This window comes from Actinoplanes sp. NPDC023801 (genome assembly GCF_040639655.1).
Taxonomy (GTDB): domain Bacteria; phylum Actinomycetota; class Actinomycetes; order Mycobacteriales; family Micromonosporaceae; genus Actinoplanes.
Map to the genome: position 1 here is coordinate 162,350 of NZ_JBFAAI010000017.1, position 19,023 is coordinate 181,372.

The following is a 19,023-nucleotide window of genomic DNA, read 5'->3' on the forward strand; positions in this document are numbered from 1 at the left end:
CGGCGATGTCGCTGCTGCAGGAACTCGGCGCCCAGCTCCGGGCGACCTCCGACGAACTTCCCACCGGGCTCGTCGCGGCCGCGATGGACAAGATCCGCAGTGCCACCGAGTTGCTCCGGTGGGTGCAGGAGGAGTCCAGCAAGGACCTGGGTGTGCAGCGTCTGGGCCACGCCACCGAGCACGCGGAGACCGCGGCGGCGGCGCTGCGTGCCGTGCAGGACGCCGTCGAGACGTACCTCGGCGTGCTCGGCCTCTCCGGGACGCCCGGTGCCGCGCCGGGCCAGGAGTGGCGGACCGCGCTGCGCCGCGAGGAGGACCGGGAGCAGAAACCGGCGGCCGGTGAGACGGAGCCGGATGAGCCGGTGGAGAGTCTCGGCCCGTGGTGGCAGCAGCGGGTGGCGAAACTGACCGGTGAGGCGGCACCCGCCGGGAAGGACGGGCCGGAGATGGGCAAGCCGGCCGACGCCTCCGAGCTGCTGCGCCGGATCGCCGCGGGGGTGCGGTCCGGGGACCGGGGCCGCCTCGGCCGGGAGTTGCACGCGGTCAACGCGTCGACCGGGCTGGGGCTGTCGGCGGTCACCCCGCAGGTGCTGCACCGGCTGGCCGGTGACCTGCTCGGGCACGACCCACGGCCGGAGGACGTGCCGCGGCTGCGGACGGCCGCGGAGAACCGGGTGCGGGCCCTGCTTCCGGGCACCCCGCCGGGCGCGCTGGAGACGCTCCTGGACCGGATCTGCCGGGTCCCGCTGGACCAGCGGCGGCAGCGGCACGGTGACCAGCCGGCGCCGCATCCGGCGGACAGCGCGGTCACCGCGAGCGTGCTGACCGGGGTGTTCCTGGCCCGGCTCGGCCGCGACGCCTCGTCGCTGGACCCGGACGCGCCGGAACCCGTGCGCCCGGCGCCGGACACGCCGGAGGGCAGCCGGTGACCCGGCTCGAGAGATCGGATGCGGGTCGTGGCTGAATCCACCAAGAACCGGGTGATCGAGGTCCGGGCCGGCCTGTCCCAGGCACTCGGTGCCGCGCAGGCGGCTCTCGAGCGGGCACATGAGGCGCGGGAGGCGGCCGAGGCACGCTACCGGCGGATCGTCGCGGCCGCGACGGCCCGGCGGCGGAAGCTGGCGGCGGCACGGGACGAGCGGATCAGCGAGATCGACTCCTGGCACGACACGGAACTGGCGTCGCTGGCCGGTGCGGCGGCGGCCGCGGCCGACCGGGCGGCACCCGGTGCGGCCGGCGAGCCGTGGCACAGCTGGGAGCCGACGCCACTGGAACGGGCCGCCGAGTTGCGCGTCGGCCGGCTGATGCTGCCGGAGGCGCCGCTGCCGCCGCCGGTGCGCAACGAGCGGCCGGCGACCGGAGGGCGGCCCGCCGACAACGGCGATCGGTGGACCGGCGGCGCCTGGGCAGGTGCACCGGGAGAGGTCACCGAGGCGTGGGCCGGGCCGGACAGTGAGCCGCCGGAGAGCGTTCCCGGGCCGGTCGCCGGCGACTCACCGCCGATCACTCCGGCGCTGGTACGGCTGCTCGATCACGGGCACATCGTGGTCGAGGGCGACCAGCGTCTCGGCGACGACGTGGTGGCGGGGTTGCTGCTGCGGGCGCTCGGTACGAGCACTCCCGGGCAGGTGCGGATCATCGGGTACGACCCGGAGCACCTCGGCGGCGGCCTGGCCGGGTTCGCCCCGCTGGCCACCGCGGGCGTGCTCACCTTCGTCGGCCCGGGCGGGCTGGACAAGCTGCTCGACGAGCTGGTCGGGCACGTCCGGCGGATCAACGAGACGGTCCTGGCCGGTGAGTACACGTCGTTGCGGGAACTGCACGCGGCCACGAAGCGGCGGCCGGAGCCGTGGCGGGTGGCGGTGCTGCTGGGCGGCGGCGACCTGTCCCGGCACGAGCGCTCGCAACTGGACCGGCTGCTGCGCAGCGGTGCGGCCTGCGGGGTGCATCTGGTGATCCGGGGACACGCGGTGGAGCCGGGACCGGGCATCGAGTTCGTGGTGGCGGCGCCGGGTGACGACGCCCGTGTGGACAGTGCGGGTGCTCTGCCCGTACGGCTGGATCCCGGTCCGACGCCGACCCTGGTGACCGTGACCTGCCGGCAGATCGCCGAGGCGGTGGCCGCCGGGCCGGCGCCGGTGGCGCTGGACAGCCTCCTTCCGGAGGCCGGTGCGGAGTGGCGGGAGAGTTCGGCGACCGAGCTGACCGCGCCGCTCGGGGACAGCCCGCAGGGACCGCGCGTTCTGGTGACGCTGAGCGACTATCCGCCGCATGCGTTGATCGCCGGGCCGTCCGGAACCGGCAAGACGAACCTCATCTACGCCTGGATGGGTGCGCTCGCCGCCCGCTACTCCCCCGACGAGCTGGCGTTCTACCTGCTCGACTTCAAGGAGGGCGTGTCGTTCGCCCGGTTCGCGCCGGGCCGGCGGGACCCGAGCTGGCTGCCGCACGTCCGGCTGGTCGGGGTGAACGTGAACACGGACCGTGAATTCGGTCTGGCCCTGCTGCGGTTCCTCAGCGCCGAGCTGAAGCGGCGGGCCGACGCGGCGAAGCAGCACGAGGTGACCAATCTGGCCGAGCTGCGGGCCGAGGACCCGGACTCCTCGTGGCCACGGATCGTGGCCGTGGTCGACGAGTTCCAGGTCCTGCTCTCCGGCCGGGACGCGGTTTCGGCCGAGGCCGTCGACCTGCTCGAGGACCTCGCCCGCCGGGGCCGCTCGCAGGGCATCCACCTGATCCTGGCCAGCCAGGACGTCTCCGGCATCGAGGCACTGTGGGGCCGTCCGGCGCTGGTCGCCCAGTTCAGCCTGCGGATCGCCCTGCCCCGGGCGCGGCGGGTGCTGGCCGAGACCAACGCGGCGGCCGATTCGCTGCCCCGCTATCACGCGGTCGTCAACGCCGACTCCGGTGCCACCGAGGCGAACCGGGTGGTCCGGGTGCCGGCCGCCGGCGACCGGGAGCGGTGGAGCGCGCTGCAGCACCGGCTGTGGCGGCGCCGCCCGCCGGAGCTGGGCCCGCCGCGGCTGTTCGACGGTGACGTGATTCCCAAGCTCGCCGACAGCCCCGACTACCGGCTGCTGCAAGCCGGCGCGTCGACCGCGGCGCCGATCGCCCTGCTCGGCGAGACCATCGACGTGGCGGCGCGGTCGGCGCGGACCGTGCTGCGCCGGGCTCCGGGCCGCAACCTGGCGGTGCTCGGCACCCGGGTGGACGAGGCGTGCGCGATCCTGGCGACGGCGGGGCGGTCGCTGGCCGCGCAGTTCGCCCCGGACGGGGCCCGTTTCTCGGTGGTCTGCCTGGACCAGGACGCGCAGACCGCGGCGGAGGCGCTGCACGCCCGCATCCCGGAATGCGGCTGGTACGACGCGGAGAATGTGGACTGGCTCCTGGAGGACGCGGCCGCGGAGGCGACCGCGGCGTGGCCGGCGGACCGGCCGCACTTCATCCTGATCTACGCGGCCGACGCTCTGCCCGGCGGCAAGGAGGCCGCCGAACAGCTGCAGACGGTACTGCGCCAGGGACCGGAGCGGCGGTTGCACGTGCTCGGCTGGTGGCGCGGGGCCGGGCTGCTGCGGGACACGCTCGGCGGGCACGCGTCGCGGACCGATGCGATCGGCGCGTGGGTCGCCCTGGATGTGCACGGCAGTGAGCTGTCGCCGTACTACCCCGGTCAGGGTGCGCCGAACTGGTACCCGCGGCCGTGGCGAGCCCTGCATTTCGACCGTTCGGTGCACCGCGGCGCCGAGGTCATCATCCCTTACGGAACCTCATGAGCGATCTGCAGCCGGCCGACTTCGAGCGCGCCGACTACCGTACCGTCCTGCGGCGGCTGACCAGTCTCGACGAGAAGGCGACCGGCCTGCGGGCCGAGGCCCGGCGGTGGTACGCCGACCGCGCCGCCGCCGCCGACGCCGCGGTTCAGGAGGCCGCCGCCGAGATGGACGCGGCCCAGCACGCGGTCCGGGCCGCGCAGCGCGACCTGGAGCGGGTGGACGCCCGGGCGGCCGGTCTGTGGTCGGACTTCGTGCACCGGGTCGGGCCGGTGGCCGAGCGGTTCGGGCGCACCCTGCCACCGGCCAGCATCCCGCGGCAGCGCGGCGACGACGATCAGGACCGGGACGCCGAGGACTTCCTGAAAGAGGTGGAGAACCGGGTCCGGTACACGCCCCCGGCCCGCCCGATCACCCTCGGGACGAAGATCCTCTTCGGGTTGCTGGGTCTGGCCGGGGGTCTGCTCGGCGTCATCGGCAATCTGATGGTGCGGCGCACCGGCACGGCGGCCGGCGGCGACTGGCAGCAGGCCGCCCCGGTGGTCGCGTTGCTGGTGCTGCTGCTGTGCCCGGTGCTGGCGGTGGTCGCGGCGAAACTCATCGCCGACCGCCGGGACGCGCCGCTGGACACGTCGGCGGTGGTGACCGTCCTCGGAACCGGCCTGGTGACGGCCGGGCTGCTGTTCACCGCGGTGCTGGCGGCTCAGCCGACCTGACCGGGCCCGGCCTCAGCGGGGGTTGAGGTCGCGGTGCCGCTGGGCCTCCTCCTCGACCGCGGCCGGCACGTCGGGGGCCGCGTCGCCGCCACCGTGCGCCTCGTCGTACTCGTAGTCGCCACCGGACGTGCTGTCCGGTTCGTCCTCGCGGGCGTTCTCTGGTGTGTCGGTCATGAGACGGTTGTACCCGGGTATGGCGACGGAATGCTGAGAATCGGCACATCGGGTTGGCAGTACCGGGACTGGCGTCCGGAGCGCGGCGCCGACGACACCGGCTACCTGTATCCGGCGGGGCTGCCGCAGCGGGCGTGGCTGGAGCACTATGCCGCCCGGTTCGGCACCGTGGAGATCAACAACGCGTTCTACCGGCTGCCGGAGCGGGACACGTTCGCCGGATGGCGGCAACGGACGCCCGACGGGTTCGTCTTCGCCGTGAAGATGAGCCGGTACCTGACCCACATCCGGCGGCTGCGGGAGCCGGCCGAGCCGGTGGCGCGGTTCATGGGCCGTGCCGAGGCGCTCGGTGACAAGCTGGGGCCGGTGCTGCTGCAGCTGCCGCCGACGATGCGTGCCGATCTGCCGGCGCTGGACGCGACCCTGCACGAGTTCCCGGCCGGGGTGCGGGTGGTGGTCGAACCTCGGCACAGCAGCTGGTTCACGCCGGAATGCGAGGAATTGCTGCGGCGGTACGGGGCGGCACTCTGCTGGGCGGATCGGTGCGGGCGGCCGGTGACCCCGTTGTGGCAGACCGCCGATTTCGGATACCTGCGACTGCACGAGGGAGCCGCAAACCCGTGGCCGCGTTACGGAACCGCCGCGTTGCGGTCGTGGCTCGATCGCATAGGCGTACCGGAAATGTTCGTGTTCTTCAACAATGACCCCGGCGGTGCCGCGGTCATCGACGCCGGTGTGATGGCGGCGGAAGCCGGCCGTCGTGGCATGAACGCCGGACCGGTCCCGCGGATTCGGCCGCGCTGATTAGCAGTCCGGCCCGACAATTCTTCAGTAAAGCAAGTTTTCTGCCGGCAATACACCGCGGAGCGAATTGCGATTACCGGGCCCGCCCGTCCGACGGGCCCGGACCGTGTCAGCTGGCCCGGCGCTCACGCACCTGCTTGCAGTTCACACAAGTGGTCGCCGACGGGAACACCTCGAGACGCTCCACCGGGATCGGGTTGGAGCAACCCTCGCAGTTGCCATACGTTCCCTCGTCGAGCCGGTGCAGCGCGTGTTCCGCCTGGGTGCGCCGGTCCAGCAGCGTCCTCAGCAGCGAGGTCGCGGCGTCCCGCTCGGCCGTCTTCGATCCGCTGTCGGCCTGGTCGTCGCCGGCGGCGTCGCCGATCTCCACCAGCCGCAGCCGGGTGTTCTGAGCGACGGCCTCCTCGTACTCGCGGTCGAGATCCTCGAACCGGCTCCGCAGGAGCACCCGGATCTGCTCGATCTCCTCGGTCGAGCGCCCCCTGGCCGTGCTCGCGCCCTTACCCGCAACAACCGCTCCGTTGACGAGCATGCAGTCCCCCTGCCCTTCACTCTGCCCCGACCGGTGGCCATCCCGGGTCACCCTCGTCCCGGTCCGGCTCGGCATGTGGAGCCGGACGATACCCACCGCCGGAGATCCCAAACGGGACCCCCGCAAAAAAGTAACCGGAGCATAACTGTCGGTGTTCGAATCCGCCACGGACTCGGCACGCGGGTCTTGTGCCGGACGTCACCAGGTGGACACCACGAGCGCCGGACGCCGTGGATCGTCCACACGAACGACCACGTCAGCGAAGGTTTCCGGGGCCACCTCGGCGGTGTAGCGGTGGTACGCCGGAAGTGTCCATGCGAGATCGGGCGGGGTTCTCCGGGCGAGCGCGGCCGCCGACAGCTCAAGGTGGACCGAGAAGTCGAACGGACACCCCGATCCGAGCAGCAGCGGGCCGCTGACCAGCACAATCGTGCCCGGCGGCAGTTGGCGGTACGGCACCCGGGCGGCCCGGTCCACGTCCGCGTCCCACAGCCGCTCCAGGATGCGGCCCGACCCGTCCGGGCCGGACGGGGACAGAACCTCGCGGATCAGGCCCGCCTCGTCGAACCAGCCGGTGTAGAAAGAGTCCGGATTGGTGCGCCCGAACTCCAGCCGCAACGAGGCGGGACGGAGGAAATGCCTGGTGTCCACCCGGACGGCGGGCCGGCCGCGGACCCGTAGCGGATCCACCAGCGCATCCGCCAGGCGACCCGGATCGGCCGCGTCGGCGCCGTCGACGGCCACCCGGAGGTGGCTGTCGGATTCCCGACTCGCCAGCCGTTCGGCGAGATCGTCGACGAGAAGAGGAAAGGAGACGGGACGGACCTGCATGGATCAATTGAACCCTTGCCGGCCCGGCATCGGGCCGACGCCTCCCGCCCGCCGGCCCACGCCCGGCAGACGGGCCTCGCGGTGAACTCGCCGGCCCACCCCCGGCGGACGGGACTCACCATGATGAACTCGCCGGCCCACGCCCCTTGTGGTGAACCCGTCGGCCCGGCAGGCGGGCCGTCGCCACGCCGGAAAGGGTCAGTCGTGCGGCAGGATGCTGATCCGCGCGTCGTCGGCCAGCCGGTAACCGACCCCGTAGACGGTCGTGATCAGCGGCAGGTGATTGCCGAGCTTGAGCCGCAGGCGGCGCACGTGGACGTCCACGGTGCGCTCCCCGGCCCGCTCGTAACCCCAGACCGCGGCGAGCAGCTGTGCGCGGGTGAACACCCGGCGCGGGCGCTCGGCGAGGTACTGCAGGAGGTCGAACTCCAACCGCGTCAGCGGCAGCGCCGCGCCGTCCAGAAGCGCCTGACGCGATGAGGTCAGCAGACGCACCTCCGGGCCCTCACAGGCGTCCTCAGCGGCCTCCACGGGCGTTTCCGGCTCGTTGCCGGCGAGCGCTGGGGCCTGTTCGACCGTCACCGTCCCCTTGCTCAGCTCGACCAGCTCCCGGACCGCGGCGAGGAGCCGGTGCGCCTGTGGAGACACCACGTCCCCGGTGAGCGGAATCGCGAGCGTCACGGTCAGCGCGGGCTCGGCGGCGCGGCGGGCGGCACCCCGGCCCGGTCCGGCGGAACGACGATCGGCACGCGGCGACAATGCGCTGACCGGCATTGATTCATCTCCCAGAATTTGCTGCGGCAAGCGAATATGATTATTCACTCTGCGTAAATGCCCGAACGATATTTCCCGGCCGCCGGTGAGCGGGTCAAGTCGCCAACCACACTGTGGGAAAGACGTTCCATATTGTCGCGCGGCTCGCTAATTCATTCCGGGAACGCTCTCTGTCAGCCTCATTAAGCATTGCCGAACGTCATGGGGATGTAAGACAACCGGGGATGCCGCCGTCAAGGCGACACCCCCGGATTGAATCGAAATAATGTGTGACCTCAGCCGCCGGACGTCAGTCGCCGGCCGACCGCGGCAATGAGCCGGTCCAGCTCGGAACCGAACGGGTTGTCGTGCACCAGGTAGGTCCAGGTGGCGCTGGGGCGTACGATCTCGGCCCGGTCCGGCTCCCAGCCGTCGGCCAGGTCGACCTCCTCGAACGTCTCGATGGTCCGTGCCTCGACCTGGGTGAGCAGCTCCTGGAAGGCCGGCACGGCCGCACGGTGGAACTCGTCGAGCGGGTCCAGCTTGCCCAGCGCGCGCAGGTGCACCCCCTCACGGACCTCGGACAGGTACGCCAGGTGCTCGGCCCACAGCCGGTCCAGGTGGAACAGCGCGATCGCCCGGGCCGCCTCGGACAGCACGTCCTCGTCGGTCTCCTTCGCCTTCTCCGGCGACTTCTCGAGCAGCATGATCGCCGCGACCTCGGAGGTCAGCAGCCGCTCGCGGCGCTCGGCCAGCAGCAGGCGCTGCTGCTCGGTCACCACGCTGTAGCGCCAGGTGTTCTTGTGGATCTCGTGGTTGACACCCTCGGCGACCCGCTGGGCGTGCTCCACGGCGTATTCCACCTGGGAGTCGTGCACGACGCCGTCGATGTCCATCCGCGGCGACGCCGGGAGGATGTCACCGGCGTGCCGGAAGACCAGCTCGTCCTCGAGGCTGACGAAGAAGACCGAGCGGCCCGGGTCGCCCTGCCGGCCGGCCCGGCCACGGAGCTGGTCGTCGACCCGGCGGCTGTCGTGCCGGCCGGAGCCGATCACGTAGAGGCCACCCAGCTCGACGACCGCGTCGCGGTCCTTCTCGTCGCTGCCGCCCAGACGGATGTCGACGCCACGGCCGGCCATCTGGGTGGAGACGGTGACCGCCCCGAGCGCGCCGGCCTCCGCGATGATCGCGGCCTCCTCGGCGTCGTTCTTCGCGTTCAGCACGTTGCACGGGACACCGGCGTCGGCGAGCTGCTGAGCCAGCCGCTCGGACGCCTTCACGTCCAGGGTGCCGATCAGCACCGGGCGGCCCGACTCGTGCGCGATCTTGATCTCCTCGACCAGCGCCTCGTCGCGCATGTCGTGCGCCGAGTAGATCCGGTCGACGTCGTCCTCACGGATGTTCGGCGTGTTCGGCGGGATCACCGCCACCTCGAGCTTGAAGTACTCCCGCAGCTGCTCGCCGACGTGCACGGCGGTCGCCGTCATGCCGCAGACCGTCTTGTAGAGCGCGATGAACGCCTGCACGGTGATGGTGTCCAGCACCTCGCCCTCGGCGGTGGCGGACAGGCCCTCCTTGGCCTCCACGGCCGCCTGCAGGCCGTCCGGCCAGCGGCGGCGCTGGGCGACCCGGCCACGCATCTCGTCGATCAGCTCGACGCCGCCGTTGCGGACGATGTAGTCGACGTCGCGGCGCAGCAGCGCGTGCGCGTGCAGCGCCACGTTCACCGCGGACAGCTGCTCGACCTGGTCGTCGGCATACAGGTCGACGCCGCCGAGCTTCTCCTCGACGTTCTTCAGGCCGTCCTCGGTGAAGGCCACCGAGCGGCCGTCCTCGGCGACCTCGTAGTCCTTGCCCCTGCGCAGCTCCCGCACCAGGGACGCGGCCTCGTGCACCGGGTCGCTCTCGGCCGAGGTGCTGCCGGCCAGCACCATCGGGACCCGGGCCTCGTCGATCAGGATCGAGTCGGCCTCGTCCACGATGCAGGTGGCGAGGTCGCGCTGCACCCGGTCGGCCACGTCGGTGACCAGCTGGTCGCGCAGGTAGTCGAAACCGGCCTCGCTCACCGAGACGTAGGTGACGTCGGCGGCGTACGCCTCACGGCGCTCCTCCTGCGTCATCGACTCGGTCACCGAGGCCACCGTGAGGCCGAGCAGCGTGTAGATCGGGCCCATCCACTCGGCGTCACGCCTGGCCAGATAGTCGTTGACGGTGAGAACGTGCACCGGGCCGTTGCCGAGGCGGGTGTGGCCGTACGCCGCGACGGCCGCGGTGAGGGTCTTGCCCTCACCGGTGGCCATCTCGGCGACCCGCTTGTCGAGCAGGGCCATGGCACCGAGCAGCTGGACGTCGTACGGCCGCTGGCTGATCGCCCGGCGGGCGGCCTCCCGCCCGATGGCACAGATCTCGACGTAGTCGGTGGCCTCGCGCGCGGCTTCGGTCAGCGCCGCGTCGTCCTTCTCCTGCAGCGCCTCCTCGCGCGCCTCGATGGCGGCGAGCCGCTTCGAGAGCGGGCCGAGGTCAACCGTCGTGCCCGGACGCTGGAGAAACTTGCGGAACCGGCTCTTCAGCCGCTGCGACACACCCATGGCGCGCAACGGTACTGCATTTTGCCCGATCTCAGGCGACGGACTCCCGCCGTACCGTCAGAAGGTGATGACCGCCTGCAACTCACTCCGGCGGCGCTCGGCGAGATCGGTGAGCAGCGCCGGCGCCTCATCGAACGGCACCATCGCGGTGACCAGGTGTTTCCGGATCGCGTCGCCGTCGGTGCGGAGCAGATCCAGGGTGGCGGCGGAGAGCCGCTCCCGGTCCCAGGCGTGCGCCAGTCCGCGCGGGACCCGGCCGATCTGTGCGCAGCGCACCGCGAGGCCGTTGTGGTGGAACTCCTCGCCGAGGCGGACCTCGTCCGCACCGCCGGGATAGAAGGCCAGGTCGATCACGGTGCCCTGCGGGCGCAGCAGCCGCAGCGCGAGATGCAGGGCGGCGGCCTGCCCGCGGCACTGGAACACCACGTCGGCACCGCGGTCGCCGTCGGCGTGCCGCCAGCGGGTCTTGAGGGTGACCGCGGCGTCGCCGGCCTCCGGGTCGAGGGTCTCCAGGCCCAGCGCCTCCGCCACCTCGCGGCGCGCCGCGGTGGGATCGACCACGACCACCGAGGCGGCCCCGTGCGCGCGGGCGAACAGGGCGGTGAGAAGGCCGACCACGCCCGCGCCGACGACCGCCACCCGGCAGCCGGAGACGCCGTCGGCGAGCGAGCGCACCGCCGGGCCGAACCGGTCGGCCGCCGCGTGCAGCAGTCCGTTGGCGCAGATCGGTCCCATGTGCGCGGCGTAGATGCCGAGCACCGGGTCGAGACCGGCGGGCAGCGGCACCACCCGGTCGCGCAGCGGGTCGGCGGCATATCCGGTGCGGTGCCCGTAGGTCATCGCCACGATCGTGCCGTCCGGGACGGCCGGGGTGCGGCTGTGCTCGACCCGGGCCACCTCCATGTAGCCGAGCCGGGTCACCGGGTACGCCTGGTCCGGCGGGGCGCCGAACAGTCCGAGAGCCGGGTCGAAACCGGCGTGCAGGGCCGGGTTGGTGCCCTTCAGAAAGGTCAGTTCGGTGCCGGCGGAGACTCCGCTGAACAGGGTCCGGGCGTGGAAGCCGCCGTCCGGCACGTCGTCGCCGGGTACGTCGGTGATCTGCACCTGGCCGGGTGCGGTGACGATCAGGTTGCGGTCAGGCACGGGCCACCCCCGGGGTCACGACGCGGCCCTCGGCCGCGGACTGGGCGACGGCAAGAGCAAGTTCGTGGGTACGGAGTGCCTCGGCGTAGGGCACGCGGATGTCGTCGCCCTCGCCCCGGACGGCACGGACGAACGCCTGGTCCACCGCGACGTGGCCGTCGGCCGGGTCGCAGGTGACCGTTTCGGTACGCTCGCCGTCGCGGATCACCAGCTCGGTCTCGGTCAGGGCGAGGGCCAGCCCGTCGGCGTAGACCTCCAGCCCGGCGCGCTGCTTCCAGCCGAGCACGCAGGTGGCCGCCAGGTTGCCGACCGCGCCGCTCGCGAACCGCAGCACCGCGGTGGTGGCGCCGTCCACGTCCGCGCCGTCGACCGGCGGTGGCGTGCCGTTGCCGTAGGCGAACACCTCGTCGACCTCACCGGCCAGGTGCCGGGCCAGGTCGAGGACGTGCGCGGCCTGCTCGACGACCGGTCCGCCGGATCGCCCGCCGATCGGCCACCAGGCCACCGGGGGAACCTTGTCCAGCCAGGAACCCGTGATCAGCCGGATCGGCCGGCCGTCCAGCACCTGCCGGGCCTTCTCCACCACGGGCAGGTAGCGCCAGTGGTGGCCGACCGCGGTGAGCGCCTTGCCGGCGTCGACGAGAGCGGCGATCTCGGTGGCGATGCCGTGGTTGATCGCGATCGGCTTCTCCACGAACATCGGCAGCCCGGCCGCGAGGACGGCCCGTTCAGCGTCACCGTGTGCGAACGGCGGCACGCAGACGTAGACCGCGTCCGGCCCGTCGGCGAGCAGGTCGCCGACGGTGTCGTAGGTCCGTGCCCCGTGCTGCCCGGCGAGACGCTCCGCGGCCTCGGGCACGACATCGGTGACACCGCTGACCTGTACTTCCGGCAGTCCCGACAGCACCCGCGCGTGCCGAGCCGCGACGCCGCCCGCGCCGATCAGGCCGATTCTGGTGGTGTTCATGTGCTCCCCTGTCCCTCGTCGGCCGCATCTGTTACCAGCCGGCCGAATGCCAAACATCGACGAAAGAGGGATTCGTCACGCCCCAGATGGATTGATCACGGTGAAGTTCGGGAAAGGAGGCGGAGCCGACAAGATCGCGCAACTGGGGGACAGCCGATGTGGCAATCGCACACGACCACCTCACCCGTCGTCGAGGCATGGACGACCTACCGGACCGGCCATGCCGGTCGATGGACACCCGAGGCACTGCTGAGGGCGAAGAACCGTAACCGGGTCAGCGTCGTCATCCCGGCCCGCAACGAGGAGGCCACCATCGGTGCGATCGTCGCCACGATCCGCCGTGACCTGCTTGAACGCGTGCCGCTGGTGGACGAGATCGTGGTGGTGGACTCGCGCTCCACCGACGCCACCGCGACGGTGGCCCACCAGGCCGGGGCCCGGGTGGTCAGTCAGGACCAGATGACCCGCGGACTGCCCCGGATGGAGGGCAAGGGCGACGCGCTGTGGGCGGGGCTCGCCGCCAGCAACGGTGACGTCGTCGCCTTCGTCGACGGCGACCTGCACGAGTTCTCGTCGCACTTCGTGACCGGACTGATCGGCCCGCTGCTCACCGACCAGTCGGTCGAGTTCGTCAAGGGCTTCTACCACCGGCCACTGAACGGGCCGGTGAGCGTGGAGGCCGACGGCGGCGGGCGGGTCACCGAACTCGCCGCCCGGCCACTGATCAACCTGTTCTTCCCGGAGCTGGCCGGATTCGTGCAGCCGCTCGCCGGTGAGTACGCGGGACGCCGCCGCACCCTGGAACGGGTGCCGTTCGTCTCCGGGTACGGCGTCGAGGTCGGCATGCTGATCGACCTGGTGGACCTGGTCGGCCTGGACGCGCTCGCCCAGGTCGATCTCGGCGAGCGTAAGCACCGGCACCAGAACAGCGAGGCCCTCGGCCGGATGGCCGCGCAGATCATGGTGACGGCCTGGTCGCGGATGTACCGGCGCGGCCTGGTGACCGAGCCGCTGCCGCCGTCCACGCTGCTCACCCAGTTCCGCCGGGGCGGACAGGACGCGTTGCCGAACCTGGACCGGCAGATCGCCGTCACCGACACCGGCGTGACCGAGCGGCCGCCGCTGGCCTCGCTCCGCAGCGCGGTCGCCGCATGAAGGTCCTGATGAACGCCGGGCCGTGGCTGGCGGTGCCGCCGGCCGGGTACGGCGGGATCGAGAACGTCATCGCCACCCTCGTGCCGGAGCTCCGTGCCCTCGGCGTCGAGGTGGTGCTCGCCAGCGTCGGCGAGAGCACCATCGAGGTCGACGGCCGGGTGTCGGTCTTCGAACGCGGTCAGTTCGGGCACATCCAGCGGCCCTACAACCAGGCGGTCGGGATCGTCCAGGCGCACCAGCACGCGGTGGCCCGGGCGGTCGCCGCGGGCGGGTTCGACGTGCTGCACGACCATGTCGAGGCGGCCGGGCTGGTCACCGCCGCGGCCCTCGGCGACGGCGCTCCGCCGGTGCTCCACACCCTGCACTGGGACCTGCACAAGCATCCCGAGCTGTACGGCAACTTCGACGGCGGCGGACGGGTCCGGGTCAACGGCGTGTCCGCGTCGCAGCTGGCCCGTGCCCCGGAGGCGCTGCGCCGGCACTCGATCGGGCACGTCCATCTGGCCACGCCGCTGGCCGACCGTCCCGTGCCGGAGATCAGCCGCGGGTCGTACGCCGTGGTCCTGGGCCGGATCAACCCGGGCAAGGGACAGGACCTGGCGGCCCGGCTCGCCCACGAGGCCGGGTTCGACCTCGTGCTGGCGGGGCCCGTCGGGCCGTACCGCAACCCCGCGGAGCTCGCCGCCGCGGAGGGTGACCGGACCGCCGACGGCAACCCCGACGTGCGTTTCTGGCGGGAGAAGGTCTCCCCGCACGTGGACGGGACACGGGTGCGCTGGGTCGGCACGGTGACCGGCCGCGACCGGGACCTGCTGGTGGCCGGGGCCCGCGCCGCGTTCTTCCCGCTGCGCTGGGAGGAACCGGGCGGCACCGCCGTGGTCGAGTCGCTGGCGCTCGGTACGCCGGTGGTCGGCATCGCCCGCGGCTGCCTGCCCGAACTGATCGACGACGGCGTGACCGGCCTGCTCACCACCGACGAGGAAGCCCTCGGCGAGCTGGTCCACAAGGCCGGCGCCATCGATCCGGGAGCCTGCCGGGCGGCGGCCGAGAGCCGGTTCACCCCGGCCGTCATGGCCGCTTCCTATCTCGCTCTCTATGAGCAGCTGCGCTGACGTGGCGATGAACAGCCGCGCTGACGTTTGCCCCGGCCGGGCGACGGGCACCTGGAGTGCCTGACGCCCGGCCGGGCGTCGTGCGCAGACAGCGGGAGGGGACGCCGATGCCCAGCCAGCTCGTCTGCCGGCCGGAGCGTGACCTTCCGGTGGGAGTGCTGCGGGTCAGCGGCACTCTGGACCGTTTCACCGGTGGTGCTCTCGGTGCCGCCGTACGCCGGAGTCTGTCGGTGCAGCCGGCGAAGGTGCTCCTCGACGTCACCCGGCTCGACGTCAGGGATCCGGGGGCCCTGGACGGGCTGGGCGCCGTGGTCTGTCAGACCGAGGATTTCCCGGCGGTGCCGATCGTGGTGTGTGGCGCCGACCCGGCTACCCGCGACGCGCTGGCCGCCGACCGCGACTGCGGCCGCCTGGAGATCGCCGAGGACTGTGACACGGCGATCGCCGAGGCGGAGGCCCAGCCCGGCACCCCGTCGATACGGGTGCGCCTGCGGCCGGTCCCGGAGGCCTGCCGGCAGGTGCGCCATCTGGTCAGCCAGGCCTGCACCACGTGGCAGCACACCGACGTGACGGCCACCGCCACGCTGGTCGCCACCGAACTGGTGGCGAACGTGGTCCGGCACGCGCACACGACGATGGAGTTCACTCTGGGCCTGCGCGACGGACGCCTGATCATGGCGGTCCGGGACCGCAGCCGGGTCATCCCCCGCGCAATGGATCCGTCCGTCAACGACGCCGGCGGGCGCGGTCTGCGCCTGGTCCGCGACCTCACCGACACGTGGGGTGTGCTTCCGGTTGCCGACGGTAAGGTGGTGTGGTCTCAGCTCACGACCGGAGCCGCCGTGTGACCCAGGCCGCACCGGCACAGCACCGGGATCTCGTCGCCGTCGGAGCGTCCGCCGGCGGGGTCGAGGCGCTGCGTGCGCTGGTCGCGGGACTGCCCCCGGCGTACCCGGGCGCCCTTCTGGTCGTGTTGCACGTGCCCCGGTCCGCGCCGAGCGCGTTGTCCGGCATCCTGTCGCGTAACGGCCCGCTGCCCGCCACCACCGCGGCCGACGGCGAGCCGGTGATGCCCGGGCGGATCTATGTCGCCCCCGCCGATCATCACCTGCTCCTGCTCGACGGCCATCTGCGGCTGAGCCGGGGCCCGGCCGAGAACGGGCACCGCCCGGCCGTCGACCCCCTGTTCCGTTCGGTGGCCCGCGCCGCCGGGCGGCGGGCCGTCGGGGTGGTCCTGTCCGGTTCCCGCGACGACGGCGCGGCCGGCCTGGCCTCGATCGCGGCGCGCGGCGGGACGACCGTCGTGCAGGAGCCCGGCGAAGCACTGCACCCGTGGATGCCGCGGGCCGCCCTGGACGCGGTCCAGGCCGACCATGTGGAGCCGGCCGCCAAGATCGGCCCGCTGCTGGACAAGATCGCCAAGGGACCTTTGCCGCCGGGCCCCGACCAGCGCCGGACGGCCTGCTCGATGCCGAGGTGGCGATGTCCGACTTCCGCCCGCTGAGCTCCGACCACCTGGCCCCGCCGGTCGGATTCGGCTGTCCCGCGTGCGGCGGAAGCCTGTTCCAGCTCGAGGGCCGGCCGAGCCCGCGGTTCCGCTGCCGGGTCGGCCACGCGTGGTCGCCGGAGACCCTGCTGGCCGAGCAGGCCGAAATGCTCGAGGGGCACTCTGGATGGCGTTGCGCGTTGCGGGAGAAAGCCGACCTGAGCCGCCGGATGGACGCCGGTGGACGGGACCACTACCTGGCACGGGCCGAGGACGCCGAACTCGCGACCGCCACCCTCCAGGAGCTGCTCGCCGGGCCGGTGCCGCTGCCGCAGCCGACGACTGAGGTGGGGTAGCGTTCCGGATCGTGCAAGCCACCGACCCGGATTTCGAGGCGCTGCTGGTCTACCTGAAGGAGTCGCGAGGCTTCGACTTCACCGGCTACAAGCGCTCGAGCCTGATGCGGCGGTTCAATCGGCGGATGAGCCAGGTGCACGCCGCCACGTACCTGGACTACCTGGATCACCTGCAGGTGCACCCGGACGAGTTCACCGCGCTCTTCAACAACATCCTGATCAACGTGACGGCGTTCTTCCGCGATGCCGACGCCTGGGAGTACCTGCGGTCCGAGGTCCTGGAACCGATGCTGGCGAGCAAGCCCGCCGGCTCGACGATCCGGATCTGGTCGGCCGGCTGCGCATCGGGTGAAGAGGCGTACACGCTGGCCATGGTGCTGGCCGAATTGCTCGGTGTCGACCGGTTCAAGGACCGCGTGCAGATCTACGCGACGGACGTGGACGAGGAGCAGCTCAACGAGGCCCGGCAGGGTTCCTACGCGGAACGCCAGATCCTGGAGCTGCCGCCCGAGCTGGTGGAACGGTACTTCGAGCAGTCGGGCGGCCGTTATACGTTCCGCAAGGACCTGCGACGCTCGGTGATCTTCGGCCGCAACGACCTGGTGCAGGACGCCCCGATCTCCCGGATCGACCTCCTCACCTGCCGCAACACCCTGATGTATTTCAACGCCGAGACCCAGGCGAAGATCCTCGGCCGGTTCCATTTCGCGCTTGCGAACTCCGGCGTGCTGTTCCTCGGCAAGGCCGAGATGCTGCTCAGCCACAGCAACCTGTTCACCCCCGTCGACCTGAAACGGCGCGTCTTCCGGCGGGTGCCCCTGCTGTACGCGCCGCCCGGTGAGGTCTTCGCCGACCCGTCGTCGCCCGGCACCACCGGTGTCACCGGCCTCGACGAACTGCGCAACGAGGCCTTCGCGGCCAGCCCGCTCGCCCAGTTGACGCTGACCCCGGACGGCCTGGTCGCGCTCTCCAACCGGCAGCTGGACAAGATGTTCGGCGTTTCCGCACGCGACATCGGCCGGCCGTTCCGCGACCTCGACCTCTCCTACCGGCCGGTCGAGCTGCGCCGCTACATCGAGCAGGCGCAGCGGGAGCGGCGCACCCTCCGCGTCACCGACCTGGAGTTGCACCGTGGCCCCGACGTGACCCACCTGGTGGTGCAGATCAGCCCGCTCAGCGGTGGCGACGGCAGCCTCCTCGGCGTCAACCTGGTCTTCCACGACGTGACCGCGGCGCGCCGCCTGCAGGACGACCTCGAACACGCCAACCAGCAACTCGAGGCGGCGTACGAGGAACTCCAGTCCACCAACGAGGAACTCGAGACCACCAACGAAGAACTCCAGTCGACCGTCGAGGAACTGGAGGCCACCAACGAGGAACTCCAGTCCACCAACGAGGAACTGGAGATTATGAACGAAGAGCTCCAGTCCACCAACGACGAGCTGCAGAGCATCAACGACCAGCTGCGGATCAGCACGAGCCGGCTCGACGAGGCCAACGCCTTCCTCGAGACGGTGCTGACCAGCCTTCAGGCCGGCGTGGCGGTCGTCGACCCGGACCTGCGGATCCGCATGTGGAACGGGCACGCCGAGGACCTGTGGGGACGGCGTTCCGCCGAGCTCATCGGCGAGCACTTCCTCAGCCTGGACATCGGGCTGCCCATCGACCGGATCCGGCCGTTGCTGCGCGGCGCGCTCGGCAGCGACGGCGAGTCGGGCGAGGTCCGGCTCGAGGCGGTCAACCGGCGAGGGCGATCCATTACGGTACGGGTGGCCTGCGCCCCGCTGCGCGGCCGGGACGGTGGCGTACCCGGGGGCGACGGGGCCATCATCGTGATGGAGACGGCCTGACGTTTACCCGGCAGCCACCGGGGAACCCCTCGACAGGTCGGAAGGGCGAAGCCATGTCGATCCGGTACGAGGTGAACAGCAACGGGGCGAACCTGATGGTCGCGCTGTCGGGTGAGCTGGGCCTCGCGAACAGCACCCAGGTCCGTGACCGTCTGCTGAAGTGTCTCGCCGAACAGCCGGACTCGTTGCTTGTCGACCTGTCCGCGATGCGGGTGCAACAGCCGCTGGCCCTGGCGATCTTCCCGGCGGTAATGCGGCAGGCCGCCCGCTGGCCCGGGACTCCGGTCCTGTTCTGCTCGCCCACCGCGGACACCCGCGAGCACCTGTCCGGACAGGCCTTTCAGCGGCTGCCTGTCTTCGACGGCCGGGACGCCGCACTGGCGCATCTGCACGACAGGCGGTTGATCATGCCCTCGATCAGCGAGGAACTACTGCCCGTCAGTGGCTCCAGCCGACATGCCCGCGACGTCACCACCGATGCCTGCCTGCGCTGGGACCTCCCCGAGCTGATAGCCCCGGCCAGCCTGGTCGTCACCGAACTCGTCGCCAACGTCGTCGACCACGCCGGCACCATGATGACGTTGCGGCTGTCGTTGCGGCCGCGATACCTCAACGTCGCTGTCCGCGACGGATCACACGATCCACCGGTCGCCGCCGGCCCGGCAAGCCTGGAAGCCAGCCGGGGACGCGGGTTGCTGCTGGTCACCGAACTCGCGTACCGGTGGGGCTATCTGCCCTCGCAGGACGGCAAGGTCGTCTGGGCGGCTCTGCGCCGCACCTGACGGT

General features: G+C 71.9%; 18 protein-coding genes. 11 read left to right on the plus strand and 7 right to left on the minus strand.

Features of this window, described 5'->3' with window-relative positions:
* The first annotated feature begins 5 nt into the window (after positions 1 to 5).
* Genes AB0G04_RS28060 through AB0G04_RS28070 form a run of 3 tightly spaced genes read left to right on the plus strand, consistent with a single transcriptional unit; the run spans position 6 to position 4,486 of the window.
* Positions 6 to 929, plus strand: a complete 924-nt coding sequence (locus AB0G04_RS28060; protein ID WP_360988356.1) for a hypothetical protein — start codon at positions 6 to 8, stop codon at positions 927 to 929.
* Between the two features lie 27 nt (positions 930 to 956).
* The gene (locus AB0G04_RS28065; RefSeq protein ID WP_360988358.1) at positions 957 to 3,773 is read left to right on the plus strand and encodes an FtsK/SpoIIIE domain-containing protein; all 2,817 of its coding nucleotides are present in this window, start codon (positions 957 to 959) and stop codon (positions 3,771 to 3,773) included.
* Positions 3,770 to 4,486, plus strand: coding sequence for a hypothetical protein (locus AB0G04_RS28070; protein WP_360988360.1), 717 nt, complete (start codon positions 3,770 to 3,772; stop codon positions 4,484 to 4,486). Before AB0G04_RS28065 ends, AB0G04_RS28070 begins: the two co-directional genes overlap by 4 nt.
* 12 nt (positions 4,487 to 4,498) lie before the next feature.
* Here the strand turns inward: AB0G04_RS28070 and AB0G04_RS28075 are convergent, their stop codons facing one another.
* A complete protein-coding gene (locus AB0G04_RS28075; protein ID WP_360988362.1) occupies positions 4,499 to 4,660 on the minus strand; it encodes a hypothetical protein in 162 nt (53 codons plus the stop codon).
* A 30-nt stretch (positions 4,661 to 4,690) separates the two neighbouring features.
* Here AB0G04_RS28075 and AB0G04_RS28080 point away from each other — a divergent pair, with 30 nt between their 5' ends.
* Positions 4,691 to 5,464, plus strand: a complete 774-nt coding sequence (locus tag AB0G04_RS28080) for a DUF72 domain-containing protein (protein WP_360988364.1) — start codon at positions 4,691 to 4,693, stop codon at positions 5,462 to 5,464.
* A 109-nt stretch (positions 5,465 to 5,573) separates the two neighbouring features.
* Here the strand turns inward: AB0G04_RS28080 and AB0G04_RS28085 are convergent, their stop codons facing one another.
* The 6 genes from AB0G04_RS28085 to AB0G04_RS28110 all read right to left on the minus strand — a co-directional run bounded on the left by AB0G04_RS28085 (position 5,574) and on the right by AB0G04_RS28110 (position 12,278).
* Positions 5,574 to 5,996 carry a TraR/DksA C4-type zinc finger protein gene (locus tag AB0G04_RS28085; protein WP_360988366.1) on the minus strand — a complete coding sequence of 141 codons (423 nt, stop codon included), beginning with the start codon at positions 5,994 to 5,996 and terminating at the stop codon, positions 5,574 to 5,576.
* 198 nt (positions 5,997 to 6,194) lie between these two features.
* Positions 6,195 to 6,827 (minus strand): uridine kinase, encoded by a 633-nt coding sequence (locus tag AB0G04_RS28090; RefSeq protein WP_360988368.1) that lies wholly within the window; start codon positions 6,825 to 6,827, stop codon positions 6,195 to 6,197.
* A gap of 198 nt (positions 6,828 to 7,025) precedes the next feature.
* Entirely contained in the window at positions 7,026 to 7,508 is a 483-nt protein-coding gene (locus tag AB0G04_RS28095) for a winged helix-turn-helix domain-containing protein (RefSeq protein WP_360988459.1), read from the minus strand.
* Positions 7,509 to 7,876: 368 nt separating this feature from the next.
* Positions 7,877 to 10,168: an accessory Sec system translocase SecA2 gene (gene secA2 / locus AB0G04_RS28100; protein ID WP_360988370.1), complete on the minus strand. Its 2,292-nt coding sequence runs from the start codon at positions 10,166 to 10,168 to the stop codon at positions 7,877 to 7,879.
* Between the two features lie 57 nt (positions 10,169 to 10,225).
* On the minus strand, positions 10,226 to 11,311 hold the full coding sequence (locus tag AB0G04_RS28105) for a zinc-binding alcohol dehydrogenase (protein WP_360988372.1): 1,086 nt from the start codon (positions 11,309 to 11,311) through the stop codon (positions 10,226 to 10,228).
* The gene (locus tag AB0G04_RS28110) at positions 11,304 to 12,278 is read right to left on the minus strand and encodes a Gfo/Idh/MocA family oxidoreductase (protein ID WP_360988374.1); all 975 of its coding nucleotides are present in this window, start codon (positions 12,276 to 12,278) and stop codon (positions 11,304 to 11,306) included. Before AB0G04_RS28110 ends, AB0G04_RS28105 begins: the two co-directional genes overlap by 8 nt.
* Positions 12,279 to 12,434: 156 nt before the next feature.
* Here AB0G04_RS28110 and AB0G04_RS28115 point away from each other — a divergent pair, with 156 nt between their 5' ends.
* The 7 genes from AB0G04_RS28115 to AB0G04_RS28145 all read left to right on the plus strand — a co-directional run bounded on the left by AB0G04_RS28115 (position 12,435) and on the right by AB0G04_RS28145 (position 19,019).
* Positions 12,435 to 13,433 (plus strand): glucosyl-3-phosphoglycerate synthase, encoded by a 999-nt coding sequence (locus tag AB0G04_RS28115; protein ID WP_360988376.1) that lies wholly within the window; start codon positions 12,435 to 12,437, stop codon positions 13,431 to 13,433.
* Positions 13,430 to 14,545, plus strand: a complete 1,116-nt coding sequence (locus AB0G04_RS28120) for a glycosyltransferase (RefSeq protein ID WP_360988378.1) — start codon at positions 13,430 to 13,432, stop codon at positions 14,543 to 14,545. Before AB0G04_RS28115 ends, AB0G04_RS28120 begins: the two co-directional genes overlap by 4 nt.
* A gap of 107 nt (positions 14,546 to 14,652) precedes the next feature.
* Entirely contained in the window at positions 14,653 to 15,393 is a 741-nt protein-coding gene (locus tag AB0G04_RS28125; protein WP_360988380.1) for an ATP-binding protein, read from the plus strand.
* Positions 15,390 to 16,049 (plus strand): chemotaxis protein CheB, encoded by a 660-nt coding sequence (locus AB0G04_RS28130; protein WP_360988381.1) that lies wholly within the window; start codon positions 15,390 to 15,392, stop codon positions 16,047 to 16,049. The genes AB0G04_RS28125 and AB0G04_RS28130 overlap by 4 nt, the downstream gene beginning before the upstream one ends.
* Positions 16,028 to 16,387 (plus strand): hypothetical protein, encoded by a 360-nt coding sequence (locus AB0G04_RS28135; protein ID WP_360988382.1) that lies wholly within the window; start codon positions 16,028 to 16,030, stop codon positions 16,385 to 16,387. The genes AB0G04_RS28130 and AB0G04_RS28135 overlap by 22 nt, the downstream gene beginning before the upstream one ends.
* An 11-nt stretch (positions 16,388 to 16,398) precedes the next feature.
* A complete protein-coding gene (locus tag AB0G04_RS28140; protein ID WP_360988384.1) occupies positions 16,399 to 18,237 on the plus strand; it encodes a CheR family methyltransferase in 1,839 nt (612 codons plus the stop codon).
* Between the two features lie 53 nt (positions 18,238 to 18,290).
* The gene (locus AB0G04_RS28145; RefSeq protein ID WP_360988386.1) at positions 18,291 to 19,019 is read left to right on the plus strand and encodes an ATP-binding protein; all 729 of its coding nucleotides are present in this window, start codon (positions 18,291 to 18,293) and stop codon (positions 19,017 to 19,019) included.
* Positions 19,020 to 19,023: the final 4 nt, after the last annotated feature.